Annotated in this window: 15 protein-coding genes and 2 tRNA genes; 6 read left to right on the plus strand and 11 right to left on the minus strand. The window is 67.2% G+C overall.

Annotation, left to right across the window (positions count from 1 at the left end; genetic code table 11):
* Window positions 1-133: 133 nt before the first annotated feature.
* The 3 genes from N2K95_RS02020 to N2K95_RS02030 form a co-directional block, all read right to left on the minus strand.
* On the minus strand, window positions 134-1561 hold the full coding sequence (locus tag N2K95_RS02020; RefSeq protein ID WP_260652694.1) for a dihydrolipoyl dehydrogenase family protein: 1428 nt from the start codon (window positions 1559-1561) through the stop codon (window positions 134-136).
* Between the two features lie 51 nt (window positions 1562-1612).
* Window positions 1613-2344: a GAF and ANTAR domain-containing protein gene (locus N2K95_RS02025; RefSeq protein ID WP_260652695.1), complete on the minus strand. Its 732-nt coding sequence runs from the start codon at window positions 2342-2344 to the stop codon at window positions 1613-1615.
* Window positions 2345-2502: 158 nt separating this feature from the next.
* A tRNA-Arg gene (locus tag N2K95_RS02030) sits at window positions 2503-2578 on the minus strand.
* Window positions 2579-2881: 303 nt separating this feature from the next.
* Between N2K95_RS02030 and N2K95_RS02035 the strand changes: the two genes are divergently transcribed.
* A complete protein-coding gene (locus N2K95_RS02035) occupies window positions 2882-4765 on the plus strand; it encodes a phosphoenolpyruvate carboxykinase (GTP) (RefSeq protein WP_260652696.1) in 1884 nt (627 codons plus the stop codon).
* A 73-nt stretch (window positions 4766-4838) separates the two neighbouring features.
* Here the strand turns inward: N2K95_RS02035 and N2K95_RS02040 are convergent, their stop codons facing one another.
* Both N2K95_RS02040 and N2K95_RS02045 read right to left on the minus strand, forming a co-directional pair.
* The gene (locus N2K95_RS02040; protein ID WP_255793648.1) at window positions 4839-5291 is read right to left on the minus strand and encodes a hypothetical protein; all 453 of its coding nucleotides are present in this window, start codon (window positions 5289-5291) and stop codon (window positions 4839-4841) included.
* 3 nt (window positions 5292-5294) lie between these two features.
* Window positions 5295-6701, minus strand: a complete 1407-nt coding sequence (locus N2K95_RS02045) for a phosphomannomutase/phosphoglucomutase (protein WP_260652697.1) — start codon at window positions 6699-6701, stop codon at window positions 5295-5297.
* A 112-nt stretch (window positions 6702-6813) separates the two neighbouring features.
* Here N2K95_RS02045 and N2K95_RS02050 point away from each other — a divergent pair, with 112 nt between their 5' ends.
* Complete coding sequence (locus tag N2K95_RS02050; RefSeq protein ID WP_260653698.1) at window positions 6814-8976, plus strand: RecQ family ATP-dependent DNA helicase; 2163 nt, start codon at window positions 6814-6816, stop codon at window positions 8974-8976.
* Window positions 8977-9083: 107 nt separating this feature from the next.
* Here N2K95_RS02050 and N2K95_RS02055 read toward each other — a convergent pair whose 3' ends face one another.
* Window positions 9084-9926 carry an alpha/beta fold hydrolase gene (locus tag N2K95_RS02055; RefSeq protein WP_260652698.1) on the minus strand — a complete coding sequence of 281 codons (843 nt, stop codon included), beginning with the start codon at window positions 9924-9926 and terminating at the stop codon, window positions 9084-9086.
* A 195-nt stretch (window positions 9927-10121) separates the two neighbouring features.
* Here N2K95_RS02055 and N2K95_RS02060 point away from each other — a divergent pair, with 195 nt between their 5' ends.
* Window positions 10122-10721 (plus strand): hypothetical protein, encoded by a 600-nt coding sequence (locus N2K95_RS02060; protein WP_260652699.1) that lies wholly within the window; start codon window positions 10122-10124, stop codon window positions 10719-10721.
* Here the strand turns inward: N2K95_RS02060 and N2K95_RS02065 are convergent.
* Window positions 10706-11542 carry a crotonase/enoyl-CoA hydratase family protein gene (locus tag N2K95_RS02065; protein ID WP_260652700.1) on the minus strand — a complete coding sequence of 279 codons (837 nt, stop codon included), beginning with the start codon at window positions 11540-11542 and terminating at the stop codon, window positions 10706-10708. The two genes, N2K95_RS02060 and N2K95_RS02065, sit on opposite strands and share 16 nt — an antisense overlap.
* 88 nt (window positions 11543-11630) lie before the next feature.
* On the opposite strand from N2K95_RS02065, the gene N2K95_RS02070 reads away from it, so the two are divergent.
* Window positions 11631-12188 (plus strand): hypothetical protein, encoded by a 558-nt coding sequence (locus tag N2K95_RS02070; protein ID WP_260652701.1) that lies wholly within the window; start codon window positions 11631-11633, stop codon window positions 12186-12188.
* A gap of 120 nt (window positions 12189-12308) precedes the next feature.
* Here the strand turns inward: N2K95_RS02070 and N2K95_RS02075 are convergent, their stop codons facing one another.
* The 4 genes from N2K95_RS02075 to N2K95_RS02090 all read right to left on the minus strand — a co-directional run bounded on the left by N2K95_RS02075 (window position 12309) and on the right by N2K95_RS02090 (window position 16380).
* Window positions 12309-13349 carry an aldo/keto reductase gene (locus N2K95_RS02075; RefSeq protein ID WP_260652702.1) on the minus strand — a complete coding sequence of 347 codons (1041 nt, stop codon included), beginning with the start codon at window positions 13347-13349 and terminating at the stop codon, window positions 12309-12311.
* A gap of 72 nt (window positions 13350-13421) precedes the next feature.
* Window positions 13422-13985, minus strand: a complete 564-nt coding sequence (locus tag N2K95_RS02080; RefSeq protein ID WP_260652703.1) for a GNAT family N-acetyltransferase — start codon at window positions 13983-13985, stop codon at window positions 13422-13424.
* An 82-nt stretch (window positions 13986-14067) separates the two neighbouring features.
* Window positions 14068-14155 (minus strand) — tRNA-Ser (locus N2K95_RS02085).
* A gap of 95 nt (window positions 14156-14250) precedes the next feature.
* Window positions 14251-16380, minus strand: a complete 2130-nt coding sequence (locus N2K95_RS02090; RefSeq protein ID WP_260652704.1) for a prolyl oligopeptidase family serine peptidase — start codon at window positions 16378-16380, stop codon at window positions 14251-14253.
* A gap of 96 nt (window positions 16381-16476) precedes the next feature.
* Between N2K95_RS02090 and N2K95_RS02095 the strand changes: the two genes are divergently transcribed.
* The gene (locus N2K95_RS02095) at window positions 16477-18477 is read left to right on the plus strand and encodes an FAD/NAD(P)-binding protein (protein ID WP_260652705.1); all 2001 of its coding nucleotides are present in this window, start codon (window positions 16477-16479) and stop codon (window positions 18475-18477) included.
* A 93-nt stretch (window positions 18478-18570) separates the two neighbouring features.
* Window positions 18571-19524 (plus strand): zinc-binding dehydrogenase, encoded by a 954-nt coding sequence (locus tag N2K95_RS02100; RefSeq protein WP_260652706.1) that lies wholly within the window; start codon window positions 18571-18573, stop codon window positions 19522-19524.
* Window positions 19525-19553: the final 29 nt, after the last annotated feature.

Here is a 19553-nt window from a genome sequence, read left to right on the forward strand (position 1 = left end):
TAAGCATGGTCTTCGCTTCTGGTCCTTAGGATCGCTGTGCGCCTGCACGCTTCAGGGGCGCATCTGCCAACCTACGGGAAACTGACCAGTCAGTACAAATAGCTAGGCGGAGAGCTTAGCCACACGGTGACACCTACAGCCCGTACTTCTCCAGGAGCCGGAGCCATACCTCGCTGATGGTGGGGTACGCGGGCACGGCGTGCCAGAGGCGGTCCAGCGGGACCTCCCCGGCTATCGCGATGGTTGCCGAATGGAGGAGCTCCGAGACGCCGGGCCCGGCGAAGGTGACGCCGACCAGCACCCGCCGGTCCTCATCCACCACCATCTGCGCCCAGCCGCGGTAGTCGTCCGCGTACAGGGCGGAACCCGCGACGGCGATGTCGAGCGAGGTTTCGGAGGCGTTGATGCCGTCCGCGCGGGCCTGTTCGAGGGTCCGGCCGACCATCGCAGCTTCCGGGTCGGTAAACACGACCTGCGGTACGGCGAAACGGTCCGCCGTTGCCGTGAAACGGCTCCAGGCGTCCGGTGCCGCGCTGCCGGGTTCCTGCTTTGCGCGCGCGGCAATGGCATCCCCGGTTGCCCGTGCCTCGTATTTGCCCTGGTGGGTCAGCAGGGCCTTGCCGGCGGCGTCGCCCACGGCGTACAGCCATCCGCCGTCAATACCGGCAACCCGGCCGGAATCATCGGTGTCCAGCGTCTTTGGTTCCAGGCCAAGCGTTTCGAGGCCCAGGCCGGCCAGGGCGGGGCGGCGCCCGGTGGACACCAGCAGCCGGTCTCCGGTCACGGTTCCGCCGCCTTCGAGCGTGACCTCCACGCCGCCGTCGTCGGCCTTCCCGACAGAGGCTGGGGAGGCGGAGGTGCGTACCTCAACGCCGTCGGCCTCGAGTCCTTCCTTCACCAGTGCGCGGGCCGGTTCCGGGAAGGAGCCCAGGATGCCGTGGCGTGCCAGCACCACCACCTTTGAACCCAGCCGGGCGTAGGCCTGCGCCAGTTCGACGCCGGAGACCCCGCCGCCGATAACCACCAGGCGGGAGGGAATTTCGGCGGCCGAGGTGGCGTCCCGGGTGCCCCAGAAGTCCACCGTGTCCAGACCCTCGATCGGAGGAACGGCAGGGGAGGAGCCCGTGGCGAGGACGACGGCGTGGCGTGCGGAGATGTGCAGTGTCCGGCCTTCCTTGGTGGCTACTTCCACCTGGCGTTCTCCGGTGAGCCGGGCCCGGCCGCGGACCAGGTCAATGCCCGCGCCGGCGACCCACTCCGCCTGGCCCGCATCATCCCAGTTGGAGGTGAACGAGTTCCGGCGTTCCAGGACGGCGGCAGTGTCCAGCGTTCCGGTGACGGCTTCGCGGGACCCGGCCAGCGACCGGGCCTCCTTGAGGGCCGTGCCGGGCCGCAGCAGCGCCTTGGACGGCATGCACGCCCAGTAGGAACATTCGCCGCCTACCAGGTCCGCTTCCACGAGGACGGCGGACAGGCCGCCGCGCACAATACGGTCGGCGGCGTTTTCCCCCACGGCGCCTGCCCCAATCACCACAACGTCGGTCTGCTGAGTCTCAGTCATGGACCCGAGCCTTGCACCATCCCCGGCTGCGGGGCAACAGGTCCGCCCGGCTCACCCGTCGAAATGCGTTTTGGCGGGTTCACCGTTCACCGAGGCCACTATGGATTCGGCCACCTCGCGCAGTTTCATGTTCCGGTGGCTGGACGCCGCCAGCAGCACGTTGAAAGCCTGCTGCTGGGAGCACCGGCTCTGGCCCATGATGATGCCGATGGCAATGTCTATGGTGGTGCGGGAGCGCATGGCCGCAACCAGGTCCTCTGCCCTTGAGGCTGTGTCTGTAATGCGGATCGCCAGCCGCACAGCTGCCGCGGAATGCCGGGCAAAACTCTCAGCCGCCTGCACCGTGGCGTCGGGGAAGGCATCTTCGCGATCTGCGTACAGGTTCAGGGCACTGAGGTAGTCGCCGGACAGGGCAATGGGTACGGCAAGGAGGGAGCGCAGGCCGTGACGGGAAACCTCGCTGGTGTAGTCGGGCCAGCGCTGCTCCGCGGCCAGATCCTCCACAAGGACCGTCTCACCGCTGTGTGCTGCGGTAAGGCAGGGGCCGTCGCCGTAGGAGTACTGGATTTCATCCATGAGCGTGGCCTCATCGCTGCTGCTGGCCACGACCCGGGGTCGGGATTTATACAGGAGCGTCACGGCGCAGGAGACGGGACTGTCTGGCCCGGAGAATTCCCGGGCGGCCAGGACCGCTGACCTGTTGAGGAAATCCTGGACGTCCGGGCTCTCCAACACGAGATCTATGAGTACCGACGGTAACTGCGTGGAATTCGGACTGGGCATGCCGGCGTCCTTATGGGTCCGGCCGCTGCGGGAAAGGACTTCCGGCGCAGACTGCCGGCCCGGTTGCTTACCGACCACACTACGCAGAGCAGGACCGGGCATCCAGAGACAACAAAAACCCGGCCCGATCAGTTGTCCTGATCGGGCCGGGTCTTCAGTGGTGCGCGCGAAGGGATTCGAACCCCCAACCTTCTGATCCGTAGTCAGATGCTCTATCCGTTGAGCTACGCACGCATAAGAACTATTGTATCAAAACCGATTCTCATCAGTTTCTTTCAAGTCCATCCGTGGCTGTTTGGCCGTAAATAACTATAGCGGGCTTTTCCGGGCAACACCAATTGAGATGCATGTCGACTGCGTCACTAGACCGGTCTACGTGACCTTCGTCACATTGGAGTAGCCTGGATGCGCTGATTCTCTTGGATTTGTGGGACCGATCACGATTTGGCCATGAAAGGTGTGATCTTTTTCGGCAAGGCGGCACGAAGGGCACAACTAGCATCAAAACACACCACTGACCCAACGAAGGGAAGAGTCATGGGCGATGACGCGCGTCAGCTAGTTCTTGATGAGAACGGCGAGAATGCTGCAAGCCAGCCGCTGGACACTACCGGAGGCGCTGCTGCCCCCACCACCCACCAGGCCCTCCTCTCCTGGGTGAACGAAGTTGCCGAGCTGACACAGCCTGACCGCGTGTATTGGGTGAACGGTTCCGTAGAGGAGAACCGGCTCCTCACGGATGAACTGGTCGACGCCGGCACCCTGGTGCGGCTGAATCCCGAGACTTTCCCGAATTCCTTTGCTGCCTTCTCGGACCCCAAGGACGTGGCCCGGGTCGAAGAGCAGACCTTTATTTGCTCCGAAAAGCGCGAAGACGCCGGGTTCACCAACAACTGGATGGATCCGGGCGAGATGCGCGCCAAGCTCGACGGGCTTTTCGCCGGCTCCATGCGCGGACGCACCATGTACGTAGTCCCCTTCGTCATGGGCCACCTGGCCGCGGAAGACCCGAAGTTCGGCGTCGAAATCACCGACAGTGCCTACGTGGTCGCCTCCATGCGGATCATGGCCAACATTGGCACCGACGTGCTGCGCAAGATGGAGGAACTGGACGCCTTCTTTGTTCCGGCACTCCACTCCGTGGGCTTCCCTCTGGCCGAGGGTGAAGACGACGTACCCTGGCCCTGCAGCGACGAAAAGTGGATTGTGCACTTCCCCGAGGACCGCTCCATCTGGTCCTACGGTTCTGGCTACGGCGGCAACGCCCTGCTGGGCAAGAAATGCTACGCCCTGCGCATCGCCTCGATCATGGCCCGGGACGAGGGCTGGCTGGCCGAGCACATGCTCATCCTCAAGCTCACCAGCCCGGAGCAGAAGGACTACTACGTCTCCGCGGCCTTCCCCTCGGCCTGCGGCAAGACCAACCTGGCACTCCTGGATCCGACCATCGACGGCTGGAAAGTGGAAACCCTGGGTGACGACATCACCTGGATGCGGTTCGGCAAGGAGGGTGAGCTGCGGGCCGTGAACCCGGAGGCCGGCCTCTTCGGCGTCGCCCCGGGCACCGGTTGGAGCACCAACCCCAATGCCATGCGCGCCATCGCCAAGGGCAACTCCATCTTCACCAACGTCGCACTGACCGACGACGGCGGCGTCTGGTGGGAGGGCATGACGGACGAGGCTCCCGCGCACCTGACGGACTGGCTCGGCCAGGAGTGGACGCCCGACGCCGGGCACCCCGCTGCGCATCCGAACTCGCGGTTCTGCACGCCGATCGACCAGATCGACATGCTGGCGGACGAATACCACTCCCCGAACGGCGTCCCGGTTTCGGCGATCCTGTTCGGCGGCCGCCGCAAGACCACCGTTCCCCTGGTGACCGAGGCCCGGGACTGGGCCAGCGGCATCTTCATGGGCTCCACGCTGTCCTCCGAAACCACCGCCGCCGCTGCGGGTCAGGTGGGCCTGGTCCGGCGCGACCCGATGGCCATGCTGCCGTTTATCGGATACGACGCCGGCGACTACCTGCGGCACTGGATCGAGCTCAGCGGCAAGGCCAACCAGGAGAAGCTGCCCAAGATCTTCCTGGTGAACTGGTTCCGTCGCACCGCCGACGGCGGCTTCGCCTGGCCGGGCTTCGGCGACAACGCCCGGGTGCTCAAGTGGGTCATCGAACGTCTGGAGGGAACGGCCGACGCCGTAGAAACCCCCATCGGATTCGTTCCGACCGGCGACTCCATCGACCTCACCGGACTGGACATGACGCCGGCGGACGTGGAGCAGGCGGTCCGCGTGGACCCGCAGGAATGGGCCACGGAACTGGACGCCATCGACGAGTGGTACGAACGCTTCGGCGCCACCTTGCCGCAGGAGCTGAAGGACCGGTTGGCCGAACTGAAGGACCGGTTCGCCGCCGCCTAATCAATAGCCGGTAATAGCAAAGGGAGCCCCGCCGAATTACCGGCGGGGCTCCCTTTTGCAGTGCTAGGGCTGGTTACTCAGACTCGGCCCAGACGATGGGCTCGCCGCCCTCCCAGATGGGCTCGTTGAACGTCCACTCGCCGTCCTGCTCGGAGTAGGTCTGGATGGCGGAGATGCAGACGCCCTCCGAGTGCTCCGTGACGATGTGGATGGCGTCGGTGTTTTCCTCCGGCAGGTGGATATCGGAGAACACGGCAACCGCGCGGTTCTCGCCCTTCTGCTCGGTCAGCACCGTGTAAAGGTCCTCGATCATGGAATCCGCGTCGAGGTCCTCGTCGCTGTCCTCAGGGGAGACGGCGATCATCCGCAGCTCGCCGTCGTTCTGCACTACCAGCGCGGCGGGCAGGAACGCGCCCTGCGCTTCGAGCTGCTCCTGGGTGACACCGAGGGCGGTGCCGAGCAGGGAGTTCAGGTCCTCCTGGACCTCGGCGGAAGGCTCGGATCCGTTCAGTTCTACATCAGCCATTTGTTATTTCCTCACTAGTTTCAATACGTGGTCGCGGACGCGCTCCATGGTGGGCAGGTCCTCTGCTTCAGCGTTCAGCCGCAGGAATGGTTCGGTGTTGGAGGCGCGGAGGTTGAACCACCACGCGCCGTCGTCGGACGTGAAGGTCACGCCGTCGAGGGTGTCCACCGTGACGCCGTCGCGCTCGAATTCGGCGCGGACGCGGGTGACGGCGGCCGGGACGTCTTCGACCCGGGAGTTGATCTCGCCGGAGGAGAAGTACGGCTCGTACTCGCGGGCCAGGTCCGAAAGGACGCGGGTCTGCTCGCCCAGGGCGGCGAGCACGTGCATGGCGGCAAGCATGCCGGTGTCGGCATTGTAGAAGTCGCGGAAGTAGTAGTGCGCGGAGTGCTCGCCGCCGAAGACGGCACCTTCGCTGGCCATCACTGCCTTGATGAAGGAGTGTCCCACCCGCGTGCGGACGGCGCGGCCGCCGTCGTGCGCCACCAGTTCGGGCACGGCGCGGGAGGTGATCAGGTTGTGGATGATCACGGGCGTCTCTTCGCCGGCAGCCCGGGCGCGGGCGATCTCCCGGCGGGCCACCAGGGCGGTGACGGCGGAGGGACTGACCGGATTGCCCTTTTCGTCGATCACGAAGCAGCGGTCGGCGTCGCCGTCGAACGCCAGGCCGATGTCCGCGCCGTGCTCGACGACGGCGGCCTGCAGGTCCCGCAGGTTTTCCGGTTCCAGCGGGTTGGCCGGGTGGTTCGGGAAGGACCCGTCCAGTTCAAAGTAGAGCGGAACAATGTCCAGCGGCAGGCCGGGCAGGATGGTGTCGCCCAGCACGGCGGGAGTGGTCATGCCGGCCATGCCGTTGCCTGCGTCCACCACTACCTTCAGGGGGCGGATCCCGGACAGGTCCACCAGGCTGCGCAGGTACCCGGCGTAGTCGGCCAGGACATCCTTGATGGAGATGGAACCCGTGGCGGCGGCCGGGGGGATGACGCCGTCGTTCAGGTACTGCTCGGCGAGTGCCTGGATTTCCTTCAGGCCGGTCTCCGAGGAGATGGGGACTGCGCCGGCTTTGGCCATCTTGATTCCGTTGTACTGCGCCGGGTTGTGGCTGGCGGTGAAGGTCACCCCGGCGGCGTTCAGGACACCGCAGGCGTAGTACAGCTCGTCGGTGGAGATAAGGTCCAGCAGGAGCACGTCTGCCCCGCGGGCAGTGGCGCCGCGGGCGAAGTCCCGGATGAACTCGGGGGAGGACGGGCGCATGTCACCGCCCACCAGGACCGTCTGTCCGGCCAGGCCCTGAACGTCGACAAACGCGGCCCCTACGGCCTCGACGATCTGAGGGGTGATGGTCTCGCCCACGACGCCGCGGACGTCATAGGCCTTAAAGGACGCGGAGAGGTCGAATGCATTGTTCACGTTGGCCAGTCTATAGGGGGCACCTGCCGGGGCGTTCTTGTCCACAGCCGGAATCCGGTGCAGGGAACAGTTCCTCAGGTGCTGGGATAGTGGAGGTATGGAAAGCACCGATATGCAAGGCACTGCTTCTGACACTGCGTCTAACACTGCCTCTGAGAGTTCCGACACAACCCGCGCGTTGCACGCGGAGGCGGTTCAGCTGCTGCGGGCGCTGGTGGGCAATGACTCCGCCGAGTTCCACCAGGACCAGTTCGAAGCCATTGAGGCGCTGGTCTCCGGAGGCCGGCGTGCCCTGGTGGTGCAGCGCACCGGCTGGGGAAAATCCGCCGTGTACTTCGTGGCCAGCCTGCTGCTGCGGGCCCGCGGCGCCGGCCCCACGCTGATTGTCTCCCCGCTGCTGGCCCTGATGCGGGACCAGGTGGCAGCCGCCGGGCGGGCCGGGGTCCGTGCCGAAGCCATCAACTCCGCCAACCAGCTGGAATGGCAGGACATTTCCGCGAAGCTGGAGGCGGATCAGGTGGACGTGCTGCTGGTGTCCCCGGAGCGGCTGAACAACCCCGGGTTCCGGGAACAGCACCTGCCGGAACTGATCCGGCGCTCCGGACTGTTGGTGATTGACGAAGCGCACTGCATTTCCGACTGGGGCCATGACTTCCGTCCGGACTACCGCCGCATCCGAAGCCTGATCGAGCAGCTGCCCTCCACAGTGCCGGTGCTGGCCACCACCGCCACGGCCAACAGCCGTGTGGTGAAGGACATCGAGGAACAGCTCGCCGCCGGCGGTGAGGACGTGTTCACCATCCGCGGCCCGCTGGCCCGCAAGTCCCTGCGCCTCGGCGTCCTGCGGCTGCCCAACCCCAAGGCGCGCCTGGCCTGGCTGCTGACGCACCTGGACGAGCTGCCGGGCAGCGGGATCATCTACGCCCTGACCGTGTCCGGCGCCGAAGACACGGCCCGGCTGCTGCAGAAGGCCGGGCATCCGGTCCTCGCCTACACGGGCCGCACCGATCCCGCGGACCGGGAAGAGGCCGAGGCCGCGCTAAAGGAGAACCGGGTCAAGGCCCTGGTGGCCACCAGCGCACTGGGCATGGGCTTCGACAAACCTGATCTGGGCTTCGTGATCCACCTGGGCGCACCGTCCTCGCCGGTGGCGTACTACCAGCAGGTGGGCCGTGCCGGCCGCGGCACCCCGAACGCTGACGTGCTGCTGCTGCCCGGAGCCGAGGACCGCGACATCTGGCAGTACTTCGCCACGTCCTCCATGCCGGAGGAAGGACCCGCCACCGCGGTGCTCTCCGAACTCGCGTCCGGCGAAGTGCTGTCCGTCGGGGTGCTGGAGACCCGGGTCAACCTCAAGCGCTCGCCGCTGGAACTGCTGCTGAAGGTCCTGTCCGTGGACGGCGCCGTCGAAAAGGTGTCCGGCGGCTGGCGCGGCACCGGACAGCCGTGGCATTACGACCGGGAACGCTATGAACGGATCGCTGCTGCCCGGGTGAAGGAACAGCAGGCGATGCTCGATTACGAGAGCACCGACGGCTGCCGCATGCAGTTCCTGTCCCAGCAGCTCGACGATCCGGCGGCCGCACCCTGCGGACGCTGCGACAACTGCGCGGGCCGCTGGTTCGGCGCCGACGTCGCGGCGGAGGCTTCCGACAACGCGGCCCGGGCCCTGGACAAGGTCGGGGTGGAGGTGGATCCGCGCGGAATGTATCCCTCGGGCATGGACCGGCTGGGCGTGCCGGTGAAGGGCAAAATCAAGCCGGACCGGATCGTCTCCGGCGGCCGTGCCCTGGCCCGGCTGACGGACCTGGGCTGGGGCGGCCGGCTGCGTGAAATCTTCGCGCCCGGTGCCGAAGACATGCCGGTGGACTCGGCACTGCTGAACGGCTGCGTGCAGGTGCTGGCGCAGTGGGGCTGGGCGCAACGTCCGGTGGCCATTGTGTCCATCCCCTCCCGGTCCCGGCCGCAGCTGGTGGACTCGCTGGCCAGCGGACTCTCGGAGCTGGGCCGGATTCCGTATCTGGGGACCCTGCAGCTGCCGCACGGCGGGCCCGCCGGCGGACCCGGCGGCAACAGCGCTTTCCGGCTGGCCTCCGTCTGGGACCAGTTTGCGGTTCCCCCGGAAGGGGCTGCTTGGTTCGCCGCGAACCCCGGCCCGGTGCTGCTGGTGGACGACTTCGCGGATAGCCGCTGGACCCTCACCGAAGCCGGCCGGGTGCTGCGCGAAGCCGGGGCCGAAGCGGTACTGCCGTTCGTGCTTGCGCTGAAGGCCTAGTGCCGCCGGTTGGCGCGCGGCTTGGTGCACGGACAGCGGCGGGACGGGTTGCGGCCCGCCCCGCTGCTGTCGGCCTGGCCGGCCTGGCGGTTGTTTAGCGGGAACCGCTACTTGGCGACGAATTCCAGCAGCGCCTTATTGACCTCGGCTGCATGCGTCCACAGCAGGCCGTGGGGCGCGCCGTCGATCTCCACGTAAGCCGCGTCCGGAACCAGCTTCCGAAACCGGCGGCCCGTGGCATCGATCGGCAGGATTTTGTCCGCCGTGCCGTGCAGGATCAGCACCGGTTTGCCGCTTTCGCGGACCGCATCGACGTCGGCCCGGAAGTCTTCGATCCAGGTGGGCACCACGGCGTAGGCGGCGACCGGCGCGCTGGAGGTGGCGGTGTTCCAGCTGGCGGTGACGGCCTCCTGGCTGATCCGGCTGCCGAGGTTTTCGGACAGATTGTAGAAATCGGAATAGAAGTTGGTGAACCAGGCGTACCGGTCCTCCCGGGCGGTGGCTTCGATGCCGTCAAACACCTCCTGCGGCACGCCCTCGGGGTTGTCCTCCCGTGCCACCAGGAACGGCTCAAGCGAGGCGAGGAACGCGAGCTTGGCGATCCGTTCGTGGCCGTGCCGGCTGACGTACCGGGCAAGCTCCCCGGTGCCCATGGAGAAGCCGACCAGGATGACGTCCCGCAGGTCGAGCGTCTCGAGCACTGTGAACAGGTCAGCGGCAAAGGTGTCGTAGTCGTAGCCGGAGCCGACTTTGCTTGACTGTCCGAAGCCCCGCCGGTCATACGTGATCACCCGGTAGCCGGCAGCGAGCAGTTCGCGTGTCTGGCGCTCCCAGCTGTGGCCGTCCAGGGGATAACCGTGAATCAGCACTACGGGCTGACCGGTTCCCTGGTCTTCGTAGTAGAGGTGAATGGTGGTGCTGTTTTCGGTGCCTACGGCAATGAATCCCATGACCGGTTCCTTTCCGAGCGGGGCGGAAACGGCTGTTCCCGCTGCGAGGAAGATGCTAGAAGAAGGAACACTCTGCGGTAAGGGTGCGGGCCGTGGAAATCTGGCCGAGCGCCGCCGGGGCATCGATTCAGCAGAAATTACCGTTGTCGGGCAGCAAAACGGTAAGTGCTGCAGACCCGATGCAAAATCCGGTAAATGTTGCAGACTCGATCCAGAAGCAGTGACTACTGCGGGAAATGGGGAAGCGCCATGGGGTGGGACGGACGAGAAGCATCGGAACGTGCAGCGGATCGCAACGCTGCCGGCTGGCTGTCTGCTGCAACTGCTGCCGGCGCACTGGTGGGGATGTGCTGGCTGCTGGCGGGTCGGGGGAGCCCGGGCCTGGGGTCTTGGCTGCCGTCCCTGCTGGTGCTTTTCGGTGCCGGCCTGCTGGCCGCGGTGTTGCTCGTAGTTGTCTGGGCACTCACCGCACGGCATGAGGCGCGGCTCGGGATCCGGCAGCAGCGCGGAGCCTTGGCAGCGCTCGCAGGACTTGCACTGTTCGGCGTTCCCTTCACTCCGGACCTGGTCTTCAGCCCGGTTTTCGGGGCCGCCCTGCTGCTGCTGGCGGTACGGACCCGGGATGCCCGGACCGCCGCGATGGGATTCACGGCGCTGGCCGCCGCGTTGGCGCTCGCCGTATCCCCCGAGCTGCCCGGAGCAGCGGTGATTCTCGGCCTGGTTACCGTTGCCGCCGCCTCTGTTCCGGTGCAGCTGCGGCGTGCGGACGCCCGGGCCGCCTACTCGCCGCGGTAAACCGGCGGACGCCGTTCAGCGAAGGCAGCGGTAGCCTCACCGAAGTCACGGCTGGCCAGGAACGCCGTGTTCCAAACCTGCACATACTCCAGCCCGTCCTGGACCTGCGCCTGCGTCCGCCGGTTCAGAACCTGCTTGACACCCTGCACCACCAGCGGGGGATTCGCGGCTATCTGAACCGCCAGCTCGCGTCCGCGCGCGACGACGTCGTCGGCCAGTTCCGTGACCAGCCCCAGGGCCGCGGCGCGGTCGGCGTCGAAATCCTCACCGGTCAGGGCCAGCTGCCGGGTGGCGCCTTCGCCGATGATGGCGGGCAGGCGCTGCAGCGAGCCGAGGTCCGCCACAATGGCCACGCGAACCTCCCGGAGGCTGAAGCGCGCAGTGCGGGACGCGATCCGGATATCAGCGGCGGCAATAACGTCAATGGCTCCGCCGATGCACCAGCCGTCCACCGCCGCGATCACCGGCTTCGCGCAGCGGGCCAGCGACGTAACGGCGTCCTGAAGGTCCTTGATCTGCCGGCGGAACCCCTCCCGCAGCTTGGCATCCATGCCTCCGGCGGCGAGCAGCGGCGCGAACACCGGAGCCATGGCCGGCAGGTCCAGGCCGTAGCTGAAATTCCCGCCGGAGCCGTAGAGCAGGACGGAACGGACGGCGTCGTCGGTGCTGAGCGCGTCGAACACCGCGGGCAGCTCGGTCCAGAAATCCGGACCCATCGCATTGCCCTTGGATGGTCCCAGGAGCTGCACCTCCGCCACGCCGGCATGAATTTCGACACTCAGGGACCGCAGGGAAGGCAGGGCAGTGGCGCTGGACGTCATGGCATCTCCGTTGATTGGGCGTCGTTGTGCTGCACGTCAATATACCGGCCGTTTTAAGGCCCGAGGAAAGCAAAGCTAGGATCAAGGTATGGAGCTTGCGGTTATCATCCTCTTCGTCTTATCCATTGCTGTTGTCAGCGTGCTCTGGGGCAGGATCGAGAAGCGCCGCGCCGCCAATCCGCGGCCGGAGGCAGACACGTCGAACGGCGCCACGGGATCAACCCCGGAGCGGCCCGCACGCCAGCAGCGTCCGACACGGCCCCGTCCCGCCCCGGCTGGAACCGGCACGTCGCCGCAGGCCGCCAAGGAAGCTGCGTCCCTGCTTAGTGCTGACCAGCACCGGCAGATTTACGCCGCCCTCGGCCAGGGCCAGCCGGTGAAGGCACTGAAGCTCTACGCGATGTTCACCGGCTCCGGCATCCGTGCCTCGGGTGCGGCGATCACGAACCTGGCCGCCCACCCGCAGCCCTATGTGCGGCCTGTTCCGGATCCGGAGACATCGACCCAGCCGGACGCCGCGAAGCCCGGCCCGGCAACACCGGATGCCGCCAAGCCCGCAGCCGGCGCAGAAACAGAAGCAGTCCGCGAAGAAGAGATCAGCAAGTGGGCGCAGCAGCTGCGGCCCGAAGACTTCCTCAAGCCCTAACCGACCGTAAAGGCCGGGCCGCGAGCGGCCCGGCCTTTACTGTGCCCGGGTAATTCACCCGGGCGGGTTACCGCCCGGGACCCGCCCCGGTTCCGGGTTGCCCAGGGCACCCGCCAGGGCTTACCGCCCGGCCCGGCCGCCCTCGAGCGGGCGCTCCCGCTGGCTCCGGCCGTCCGGCCCGTACGGGTAGTTGCCTACCTGCGGAACGCTCAGCTCGGTCAGGCGCTGCTTTTCCTCGTCGGTCAGGACCAGGAACGCCGCACCCAGGTTGTCGGCGAGCTGGTCCGTGGTCCGCGCCCCGAGGATTACCGAGGTCACCCCGGGACGGTCCGCCAGCCAGGCCAGGGCCACCTGCGCCGGCGTGGCCGAGTGGGCGGAGGCCACTGTCCGCAGCTCGTCGAGGATCCGCCAGGTCCGTTCATTGTGGCTGCGCAGGTCCCAGCCCTGGAACTGCCGGGTGGGGTTGTCACCCACACGGGTGTTCCCGGCCGGCACCGTCTCGCGGTCGTACTTGCCGGTAAGCCAGCCGCCGGCCAGCGGTGACCAGGGCAGCAGTCCGAGTCCGGCGTCGAGCGCTGCGGGAACAATCTCGGATTCAATTTCCCGCTCGAGCAGGTTGTACTGCGGCTGCAGCGTGACCGGCAGGGCCCAGCTGTGCTCCCGCGCCAGGTAGACGGCCTTGGTCAGCTGCCAGCCGGTGAAGTTCGAAAGCCCGTAGTAGCTGATCTTCCCCGCCGTGATCGCGTCATTGAGGAAGCCCAGGCTCTCCTCCAGCGGGGTGCAGGGATCCCACGCATGCAGCTGGTACAGGTCCACGTGGTCTACGCCCAGCCGGGTCAGGGAAGCGTCCAGTGCACGGCGCAGGTGACGCCTGGAGGTGCCCACATCGTTCGCTCCGGCACCCATCGGGAAGCGTCCCTTGGTGGCGAGGACGACGTCGGCAGCCGCCGAGGGATTCGCGTGCAGCCAGCGGCCGATAATTTCCTCGGACGCACCGGAGGTGTACACATCCGCGGTGTCCACGAAGTTACCGCCGGCGCGCACGTAGTCATCGAGGAGGGCGTGCGAGGTCCGCTCGTCGGATTCGTTGCCGAAGGTCATGGTGCCCAGGGCATAGTTGCTGACCGAGGTTCCACTGTTGCCGAGCAGTCGCATTTCCATGGATTTTTTCCTTCACGGTAGGGAAGCTGGTGAGTCGGGTGCCAGCTTATCCGGCGCCCGGTCCGAAAGCGCCTAGTCCGGCGGCGGCTGGTTTAGCGCCCGGTCCGAAAGCAGCGCGGCGAACAGCAGGGAATCCCGCCGCTGCCCGTGCTCCAGCCGGTGCTCCCGCAGCCGTCCCTCGAACACGAAGCCGTTCTTTTCCAGCACCCGGACCGACCCGGCGTTGTCCGGATGGCAGGTCGCCTCGACCCGGACGAGCCCCATCGGGCCGAATGCCAGCTCCCGCAGGAGCGCCGCGGTTTCGGTGGCAAGGCCCAGTCCCCAGACCTCCCGGGCCAGGGTGTAGCCCAGTTCCCCGTTGCGGTCGGACGCGCTGGTGGTCCACACGGCTGCCGTCCCCACCACCCGTTCCTGGACCGTCACGGCCAGCGTGAACCGGGTCCGGCCGGGCCTCCCGGGCTCGGCCGCGGCGTCGGCGATGAAGGCCCGGGTATCGGCAAGGGTGTTAGGTCCCCACGTGGACCACTGCGTAACCAGCGGATCGGAGGCAAACGCATGCACCGCGTCGACGTCGTCGGGCGTGAAGTCCCGCAGGGCGACGCGCGGTCCCCGGAGGAGGACGGTGTCTTGTGCCATGGCTGCGGACCCTTCGGAAGCGATTCAGTGGTGAATCTAGGGTAGACGCAAAAAAACCCCCGGTTTCCCGGGGGTTTCAGCGCGGAGACGGGGAGATTTGAACTCCCGGTGGGCTTTAGGCCCACACTTCATTAGCAGTGAAGCCCATTCGGCCGCTCTGGCACGTCTCCAACATACTTTTCAGCTCGCACTGTCAGCATGGCTTGCAGCTTCCGCTGCCAGCCTGACAAGACTACCGGCAACCTGCCGGTTTCGGCAAAACGCCTCAGCCGAGCCCTCCGGTGAGCGCTTCCCACAGGAATTCGTAGGACATGGCGTGCATCCGGGCCGATTGCCGGTTGTCCGCCGCCCCGGCGTGGCCGCCCTCCAGGGCCTCATGGAACCAGACCTTCTCCGCACCCATGGCCTTCATCCGTGCAGCCATCTTGCGGGCCTGCACCGGGCCCACCCGGTCATCACTGGTGGCGGTCCAGATCAGCGTGGGCGGATAGGAAACATCTTCCTTAATCAGGTGATACGGCGAGAACGTCTGCACGAACTCCCACTGCTGCGGATCATCCGGATCGCCGTATTCGGCAATCCAGGAATACCCGGCGGACAGCTTGGTGTAGCGGCGCATGTCCAGCAGCGGCACGCCGCAGGAAATAGCACCGAACAGGTGCGGATACGTGGTCAGCATGTTGCCCACGAGCAGGCCGCCGTTGCTGCGGCCCGTGCAGCCCAGATGCTCCCGGGACGTAACACCGCGGGCCACCAGATCCTCGGCCACGGCGGCAAAGTCTTCATACGCCCGGTGCCGGTTCTCCTGCAGGGCGGCGCGGTGCCATTCGGGCCCGTACTCACCGCCGCCGCGGATGTTGGCCAGGACGTAGACGCCGTGCCGTTCGGTGCCGTCGGCGTCCGTGGTGCGCCGCTCCAGCCAGCCGCGGCCCACCACCCCGCTGTACGCGGGGGTCAGGGAGGCTTCGAAGCCGCCGTACCCGTTGAGCAGGGTGGGGTTGCCGCCGTCGAGCACCAGGTCCTGCGGGCCCACCTGGAAGTAGGGGACCTTGGTGCCGTCCGCAGACACGGCAAAGTGCTGTTCAACGGTGAGTTCGTCGGTGTTGAACAGCGCCGGCGTGGTCTTCACGGTTTCGGCCGGGCTGCCGTCCCGGGAACCCGTGCCGGCCAGGGTGCCGCGGGACAGTGTGGACGGTGTCAGGAATCCGGTGCTGATGAGCCAGTAGTCGTTGCCGGCGTCCTCGTCTTCGTCGTCCACGGCATAGGCGTCCACCGTGTGCAGCGGCGGGCAGGCGTCCAGGATGTCCGCCCGCCAGCCGTCCTCGGGCGTGAGGACGAGGATTTCGGAGCTGACATCGCGCAGCAGGTTCAGCAGCAGCCGGTCCCGGGTCCAGCTCCAGGACTGCAGCGACGTGGATGCATCCGGAGTGAAGAGGCGGTGGACGCTCCGGTTGCCGGCGGTGAAGTCCGCCAAGGACGCGGCCAGCAGCGACCCGGCGGGGTGGGTAACGCCGTCAACCTCCCAGTCCGTGCGCGGGCGCAGCAGCAGCCACTGGCGGTGCACGTCCACGTTCACATCCAGCGGGACGTCCAGCTGTACCCATTCGCTGCCCTCGCGCAGGAAGGTACGCGTGTTGTAGAAGTCGATGATGTCCACGGCCAGGTCCCGTTCAAAGCCCGGGGTATGGTCCCGCTGCACCACGGCCATCATGTGGTCTTCGGGCACCTCGAAGAAGGGTTCGGCGTCCTTCACTTCCTGCCCGCGGCGCAGAATGCGGCTGCTGCGCGGGTAGGAGGAGGTGGTCATCGAGCCCGGCCCGAAGTCCGTCCCCACGTACAGGCTGTCCTCGGCGGCCCAGCTGATCCGGCTCTTGGCCGCAGGAATGTCGAAGCCTCCGGGCACGAAGATGCGGTCGACGACGTCGAACTCGCGGTAGCGGGCCGCGTCCCCGCCGTCGGGGGAGAGGGCGACCAATGCCCGGCGGTAGGAGACGCCGTCCGCGGGGCGCAGGAACAGGGACCCGCCCCAGACCCACTCGGTGCCTTCGGCGGCGCTGAGCTCGTCCAGGTCCAGCAGCACCTCCCACTCGGTGTCCGCCGCCGTGTAGCTCTGCCACGTGGTGCGCCGCCACAGACCCTTGGGGTGCTCGGCGTCGCGCCAGAAGTTGTAATAGTGCTCTCCGCGCTTGGCGACCATGGGGATGCGGTCCGTGGAATCCAGGACTTCGAGGAGGCGTTCCCCGGTCCGTTCGAACCCGGTGCGCGAGAGCAGGTTTTCGGTGACGGCGTTTTCGGAGCGGACCCAGTCCAGCTGCTTATCTCCGTAGATATCCTCCAACCAGAGGAACTCATCTTCGGGGGCTGACGTGGCGGAGGCGAGGTGCGGGGAGGTCATGGCCCCATCCTAGCGACCGCGTTCTTTCCGGCCGGGTTCCGCGGTGCCTGCGCCTGCCCGAACCCGCAGTGCTCCCGCGCCGGATACCCTAGATGGATGGATCACGCGCAGAGTTTTCGGGTAGCTGTCATTGGCGCAGGACCCCGCGGCCTCTCGGTAGTGGACCGGCTCCTGACCAACCGGCGTGCTTCAGCGCAGCGCCTGCCCCTGCGGATTGAACTTATTGACCCGTTTAATCCGGGTCCGGGCCATGTCTGGCGGACCAATCAGTCGCGGCTGTTCCTGATGAACACCCCGGCACTGTTTCCCACGGTGGTCCCGGCCGGGGATACGGTCCGCGACCTGCTGCCCTCGCCTGCCGGGCTCTCCTTTAACCAGTGGCGCGAGCTGATGGGTGCCGGCACCCGCGCGGCGGACGGTCTTTCCGCCGGCGACCGCGAGGAATTGGCAGCACTGGGCCCGGCGGATTTCCCCAGCCGGCCGCTGTACGGGCGCTATCTGGAATGGACCTATGACCAGCTGCGGAAAACCGCAGCTGAGGACGGCGTGGAGCTGGTGCACCGCCGGACCGAAGCCCTGGGCATCTCCCGGGAAGGGGACGGCCGGCTGGTCATCGAGCTGGAGGGCCGGCAGGTCCTGGCCGCGGACGCCGTCGTCCTGGCCCTGGGACACCTGCCGGCGCTGCTTTCCCCGGAGCAGGCACGGCTGCAGGACGCTGCCGCACGCCATGGCCTGACCTATCTGCCGCCCGCAGTACCGGCCGACGTCGACTTCTCCCGCCTGCCCGCCGGTGAGCCCGTACTGGTGCGGGGGCTGGGCCTCAACTTCTTCGACGTGATGGCTGCGGCCACCGTCGGCCGCGGCGGAAGATACGTTGCCACCGGGCAGCCCGCCGGCCGTGCGCTGCGCTACGAACCCTCGGGCCGGGAACCGCAGCTGATCGCTGCCTCGCGCCGCGGCACCCCCTACCGGGCCAAGGCAAAACTCGACTCCTATGTTCCCCGCGGGGTTCATCTGCGCTGGCTCACCCGCGAGGCAGCGCTCGCCTTCCGCGCCGACGGGCTGCAGCCGGGCTTTGACCACGACCTGTGGCCGCTGCTGCACCGGGACGCGGTCTGGGCGTACTACAGCACGCTGGTCCGGGTGGCACCGGAGGAGCTGAACGGCCCCGCCGACGAATTCTCTGACCGGCTGGAAGCCGCCCTGAACCTTCCGGGACCGGACTGGGATGCCGCGAAGGAAGCGGTCCTGGACACCTACGTCCCGTCCAACCGCCGCGCCAACCTGGAAGGCCTGGCCCAGCCCCTGGGCCGCCGTCCCTTCAGCGGAGCCGCCGATGCCGACAACGCCGTCCTGGCCTACCTGGAAGAGGACGCCGCGGGATCCGCCGCCGGCGAGGACGATCCCCTGAAGATGGCAATCGGAGCGCTCAACGCCGGGCGCAGCCTGCTCAAAGCGGTGGTGGCCGACGGCGGCCTGGTCGAGGCTTCCTGGCTCACCGAGCTGCGGGGCTGGTTCGAACCGTTGGTCGAAGGCCTGGCCAGCGGTCCGCCGCCGGAACGCATCGAGCAGCTCGCCGCGCTGGTCCGCGCCGGGCTGGTGCACTTTGTCGGTCCCGATCCACGCTTCGACGTGGATGAGGCCCGCGGTGTGTTCACCGCGTCCTCCCCGTGGGTGGGCACCGAGTATGCCGCGTCCACCCTGATGGAGGCCATGATGCCGCCCAACCGCGTGGACCGGACGGTCTCTCCGCTGCTCGCCGGCCTCATCCGGGACGGGCTGGCACGCCCGAAGGTCATGATGTCCGCGGACGGCACCCCCGTGCTGACTCCCGGCCTGGACGTCACGCTGCCGCCCTACCGGACGGTCGGAGTCAGCGGCGAGCCGGTGGACAACCTGTTTGTGCTGGGACTGCAGTTGTCCTCGGTCCAGTGGGGGACAGCCATTGCCGCCGAGGCTGGGGCGCCCGCGGCGGAAGGATCGCGGACGCTGCAGGACGCCGATGCGATAGCCGCCGCGGTGCTCGCAGCCGCCGCGTCCGGAGCGGGTTCGGGCGCCCGGCCTGACTCTTCGGAGCCGGTGGCAGCGCACACCTAGACTGGCCAAAGGGATGTTCGAACGAACCGAGCCGACAGACCGGCACGCGCAGGGGCGGTTGCCCTTCGATCCGACCAGAGAGAAAGGCCTTCCATGAAAGCCTGGCAGTATGTTGGCGGTCACCAGATTCGGCTGAACGAAATCCCGGAGCCGGATCCGGCACCCACGCAGGTCATCATTGACGTCAAGGCGGCTGGCCTGTGCCACTCCGACGTGATGTACATCGAGGTCGGGGAATCCGCGATGCCCTTCCTGCCGATGACGCAGGGCCACGAAAACGCCGGTGTTATCACCGCGCTTGGCTCCGAGGTCACCGGTTTCTCGGTGGGCGACGTGGTGGGTGTGTGTTCCTCCGGCGTACAGCCGCCGCTGGGCATGTTCACGCCGGGTGGCTTCGCGGACAAGCTCGCGGCGGACTACCGTGACCTGGCCCGGGTTCCGGACGGACTGGATCTCGCCCTCGCCGCTCTGGCGACGGATGCGGGCATGACCTCGTACCACGCCATGATCAAGGTGGGCGGGGCAACCAAGGGCATGAAGGTCGGCGTCATCGGCTTCGGCGGTCTGGGGCAGATCGGTGCCCGCGCCGCCGTCCTGGCCGGTGCCGAAGTGCACGTTGCGGAGATGAAGGAAGAAGCCTGGGCGAATGCCAGGGAAGTGGGCGCTGTTTCATGCGTCAAGGACGCTTCGGAGTGGGTGGATGCTTCCAACCCGCGGGCGGGCGGCGACTTCGACCTGATCGTCGACTACGCAGGGTTCGACACCACCCAGAAAGCAGTGAATGCGATTCGGCGCGGCGGCAAGGTGGTGCAGGTCGGCCTCGGCAAGCCCACTTTCACCATTGCGACCAACACCATTCTGGGCAAGTCCATTGAGGGCTCGCTCGGCGGCACCGTCGCCGACATCGAGGAAGTCTTCGACCTGATGCTCCGCGGCGAAATCACACCGGGCTACGAGGAGATTTCCTTCGACCAGATCGGTGAAGGCCTGGAACGGCTGAAGAACAACCAGGTTCTCGGCCGTTTGGTGGCCGTGTTCGGCGAATAGCTTCTCCGGCCTGAACGACGACGGCGGCT

The organism is Arthrobacter zhaoxinii (assembly GCF_025244925.1).
Classification (GTDB): domain Bacteria; phylum Actinomycetota; class Actinomycetes; order Actinomycetales; family Micrococcaceae; genus Arthrobacter_B; species Arthrobacter_B zhaoxinii.

What these genes read in the sequence shown, in the direction of transcription:
- N2K95_RS02020 (WP_260652694.1), bottom strand. Translation starts at nt 1,561, where the DNA reads ATGACTGAGACTCAGCAGACCGACGTTGTGGTGATTGGGGCAGGCGCC.
- N2K95_RS02025 (WP_260652695.1), bottom strand. Translation starts at nt 2,344, where the DNA reads ATGCCCAGTCCGAATTCCACGCAGTTACCGTCGGTACTCATAGATCTC.
- N2K95_RS02035 (WP_260652696.1), top strand. Translation starts at nt 2,882, where the DNA reads ATGGGCGATGACGCGCGTCAGCTAGTTCTTGATGAGAACGGCGAGAAT.
- N2K95_RS02040 (WP_255793648.1), bottom strand. Translation starts at nt 5,291, where the DNA reads ATGGCTGATGTAGAACTGAACGGATCCGAGCCTTCCGCCGAGGTCCAG.
- N2K95_RS02050 (WP_260653698.1), top strand. Translation starts at nt 6,814, where the DNA reads ATGCAAGGCACTGCTTCTGACACTGCGTCTAACACTGCCTCTGAGAGT.
- N2K95_RS02055 (WP_260652698.1), bottom strand. Translation starts at nt 9,926, where the DNA reads ATGGGATTCATTGCCGTAGGCACCGAAAACAGCACCACCATTCACCTC.
- N2K95_RS02060 (WP_260652699.1), top strand. Translation starts at nt 10,122, where the DNA reads ATGTTGCAGACTCGATCCAGAAGCAGTGACTACTGCGGGAAATGGGGA.
- N2K95_RS02065 (WP_260652700.1), bottom strand. Translation starts at nt 11,542, where the DNA reads ATGACGTCCAGCGCCACTGCCCTGCCTTCCCTGCGGTCCCTGAGTGTC.
- N2K95_RS02070 (WP_260652701.1), top strand. Translation starts at nt 11,631, where the DNA reads ATGGAGCTTGCGGTTATCATCCTCTTCGTCTTATCCATTGCTGTTGTC.
- N2K95_RS02075 (WP_260652702.1), bottom strand. Translation starts at nt 13,349, where the DNA reads ATGGAAATGCGACTGCTCGGCAACAGTGGAACCTCGGTCAGCAACTAT.
- N2K95_RS02080 (WP_260652703.1), bottom strand. Translation starts at nt 13,985, where the DNA reads ATGGCACAAGACACCGTCCTCCTCCGGGGACCGCGCGTCGCCCTGCGG.
- N2K95_RS02090 (WP_260652704.1), bottom strand. Translation starts at nt 16,380, where the DNA reads ATGACCTCCCCGCACCTCGCCTCCGCCACGTCAGCCCCCGAAGATGAG.
- N2K95_RS02095 (WP_260652705.1), top strand. Translation starts at nt 16,477, where the DNA reads ATGGATCACGCGCAGAGTTTTCGGGTAGCTGTCATTGGCGCAGGACCC.
- N2K95_RS02100 (WP_260652706.1), top strand. Translation starts at nt 18,571, where the DNA reads ATGAAAGCCTGGCAGTATGTTGGCGGTCACCAGATTCGGCTGAACGAA.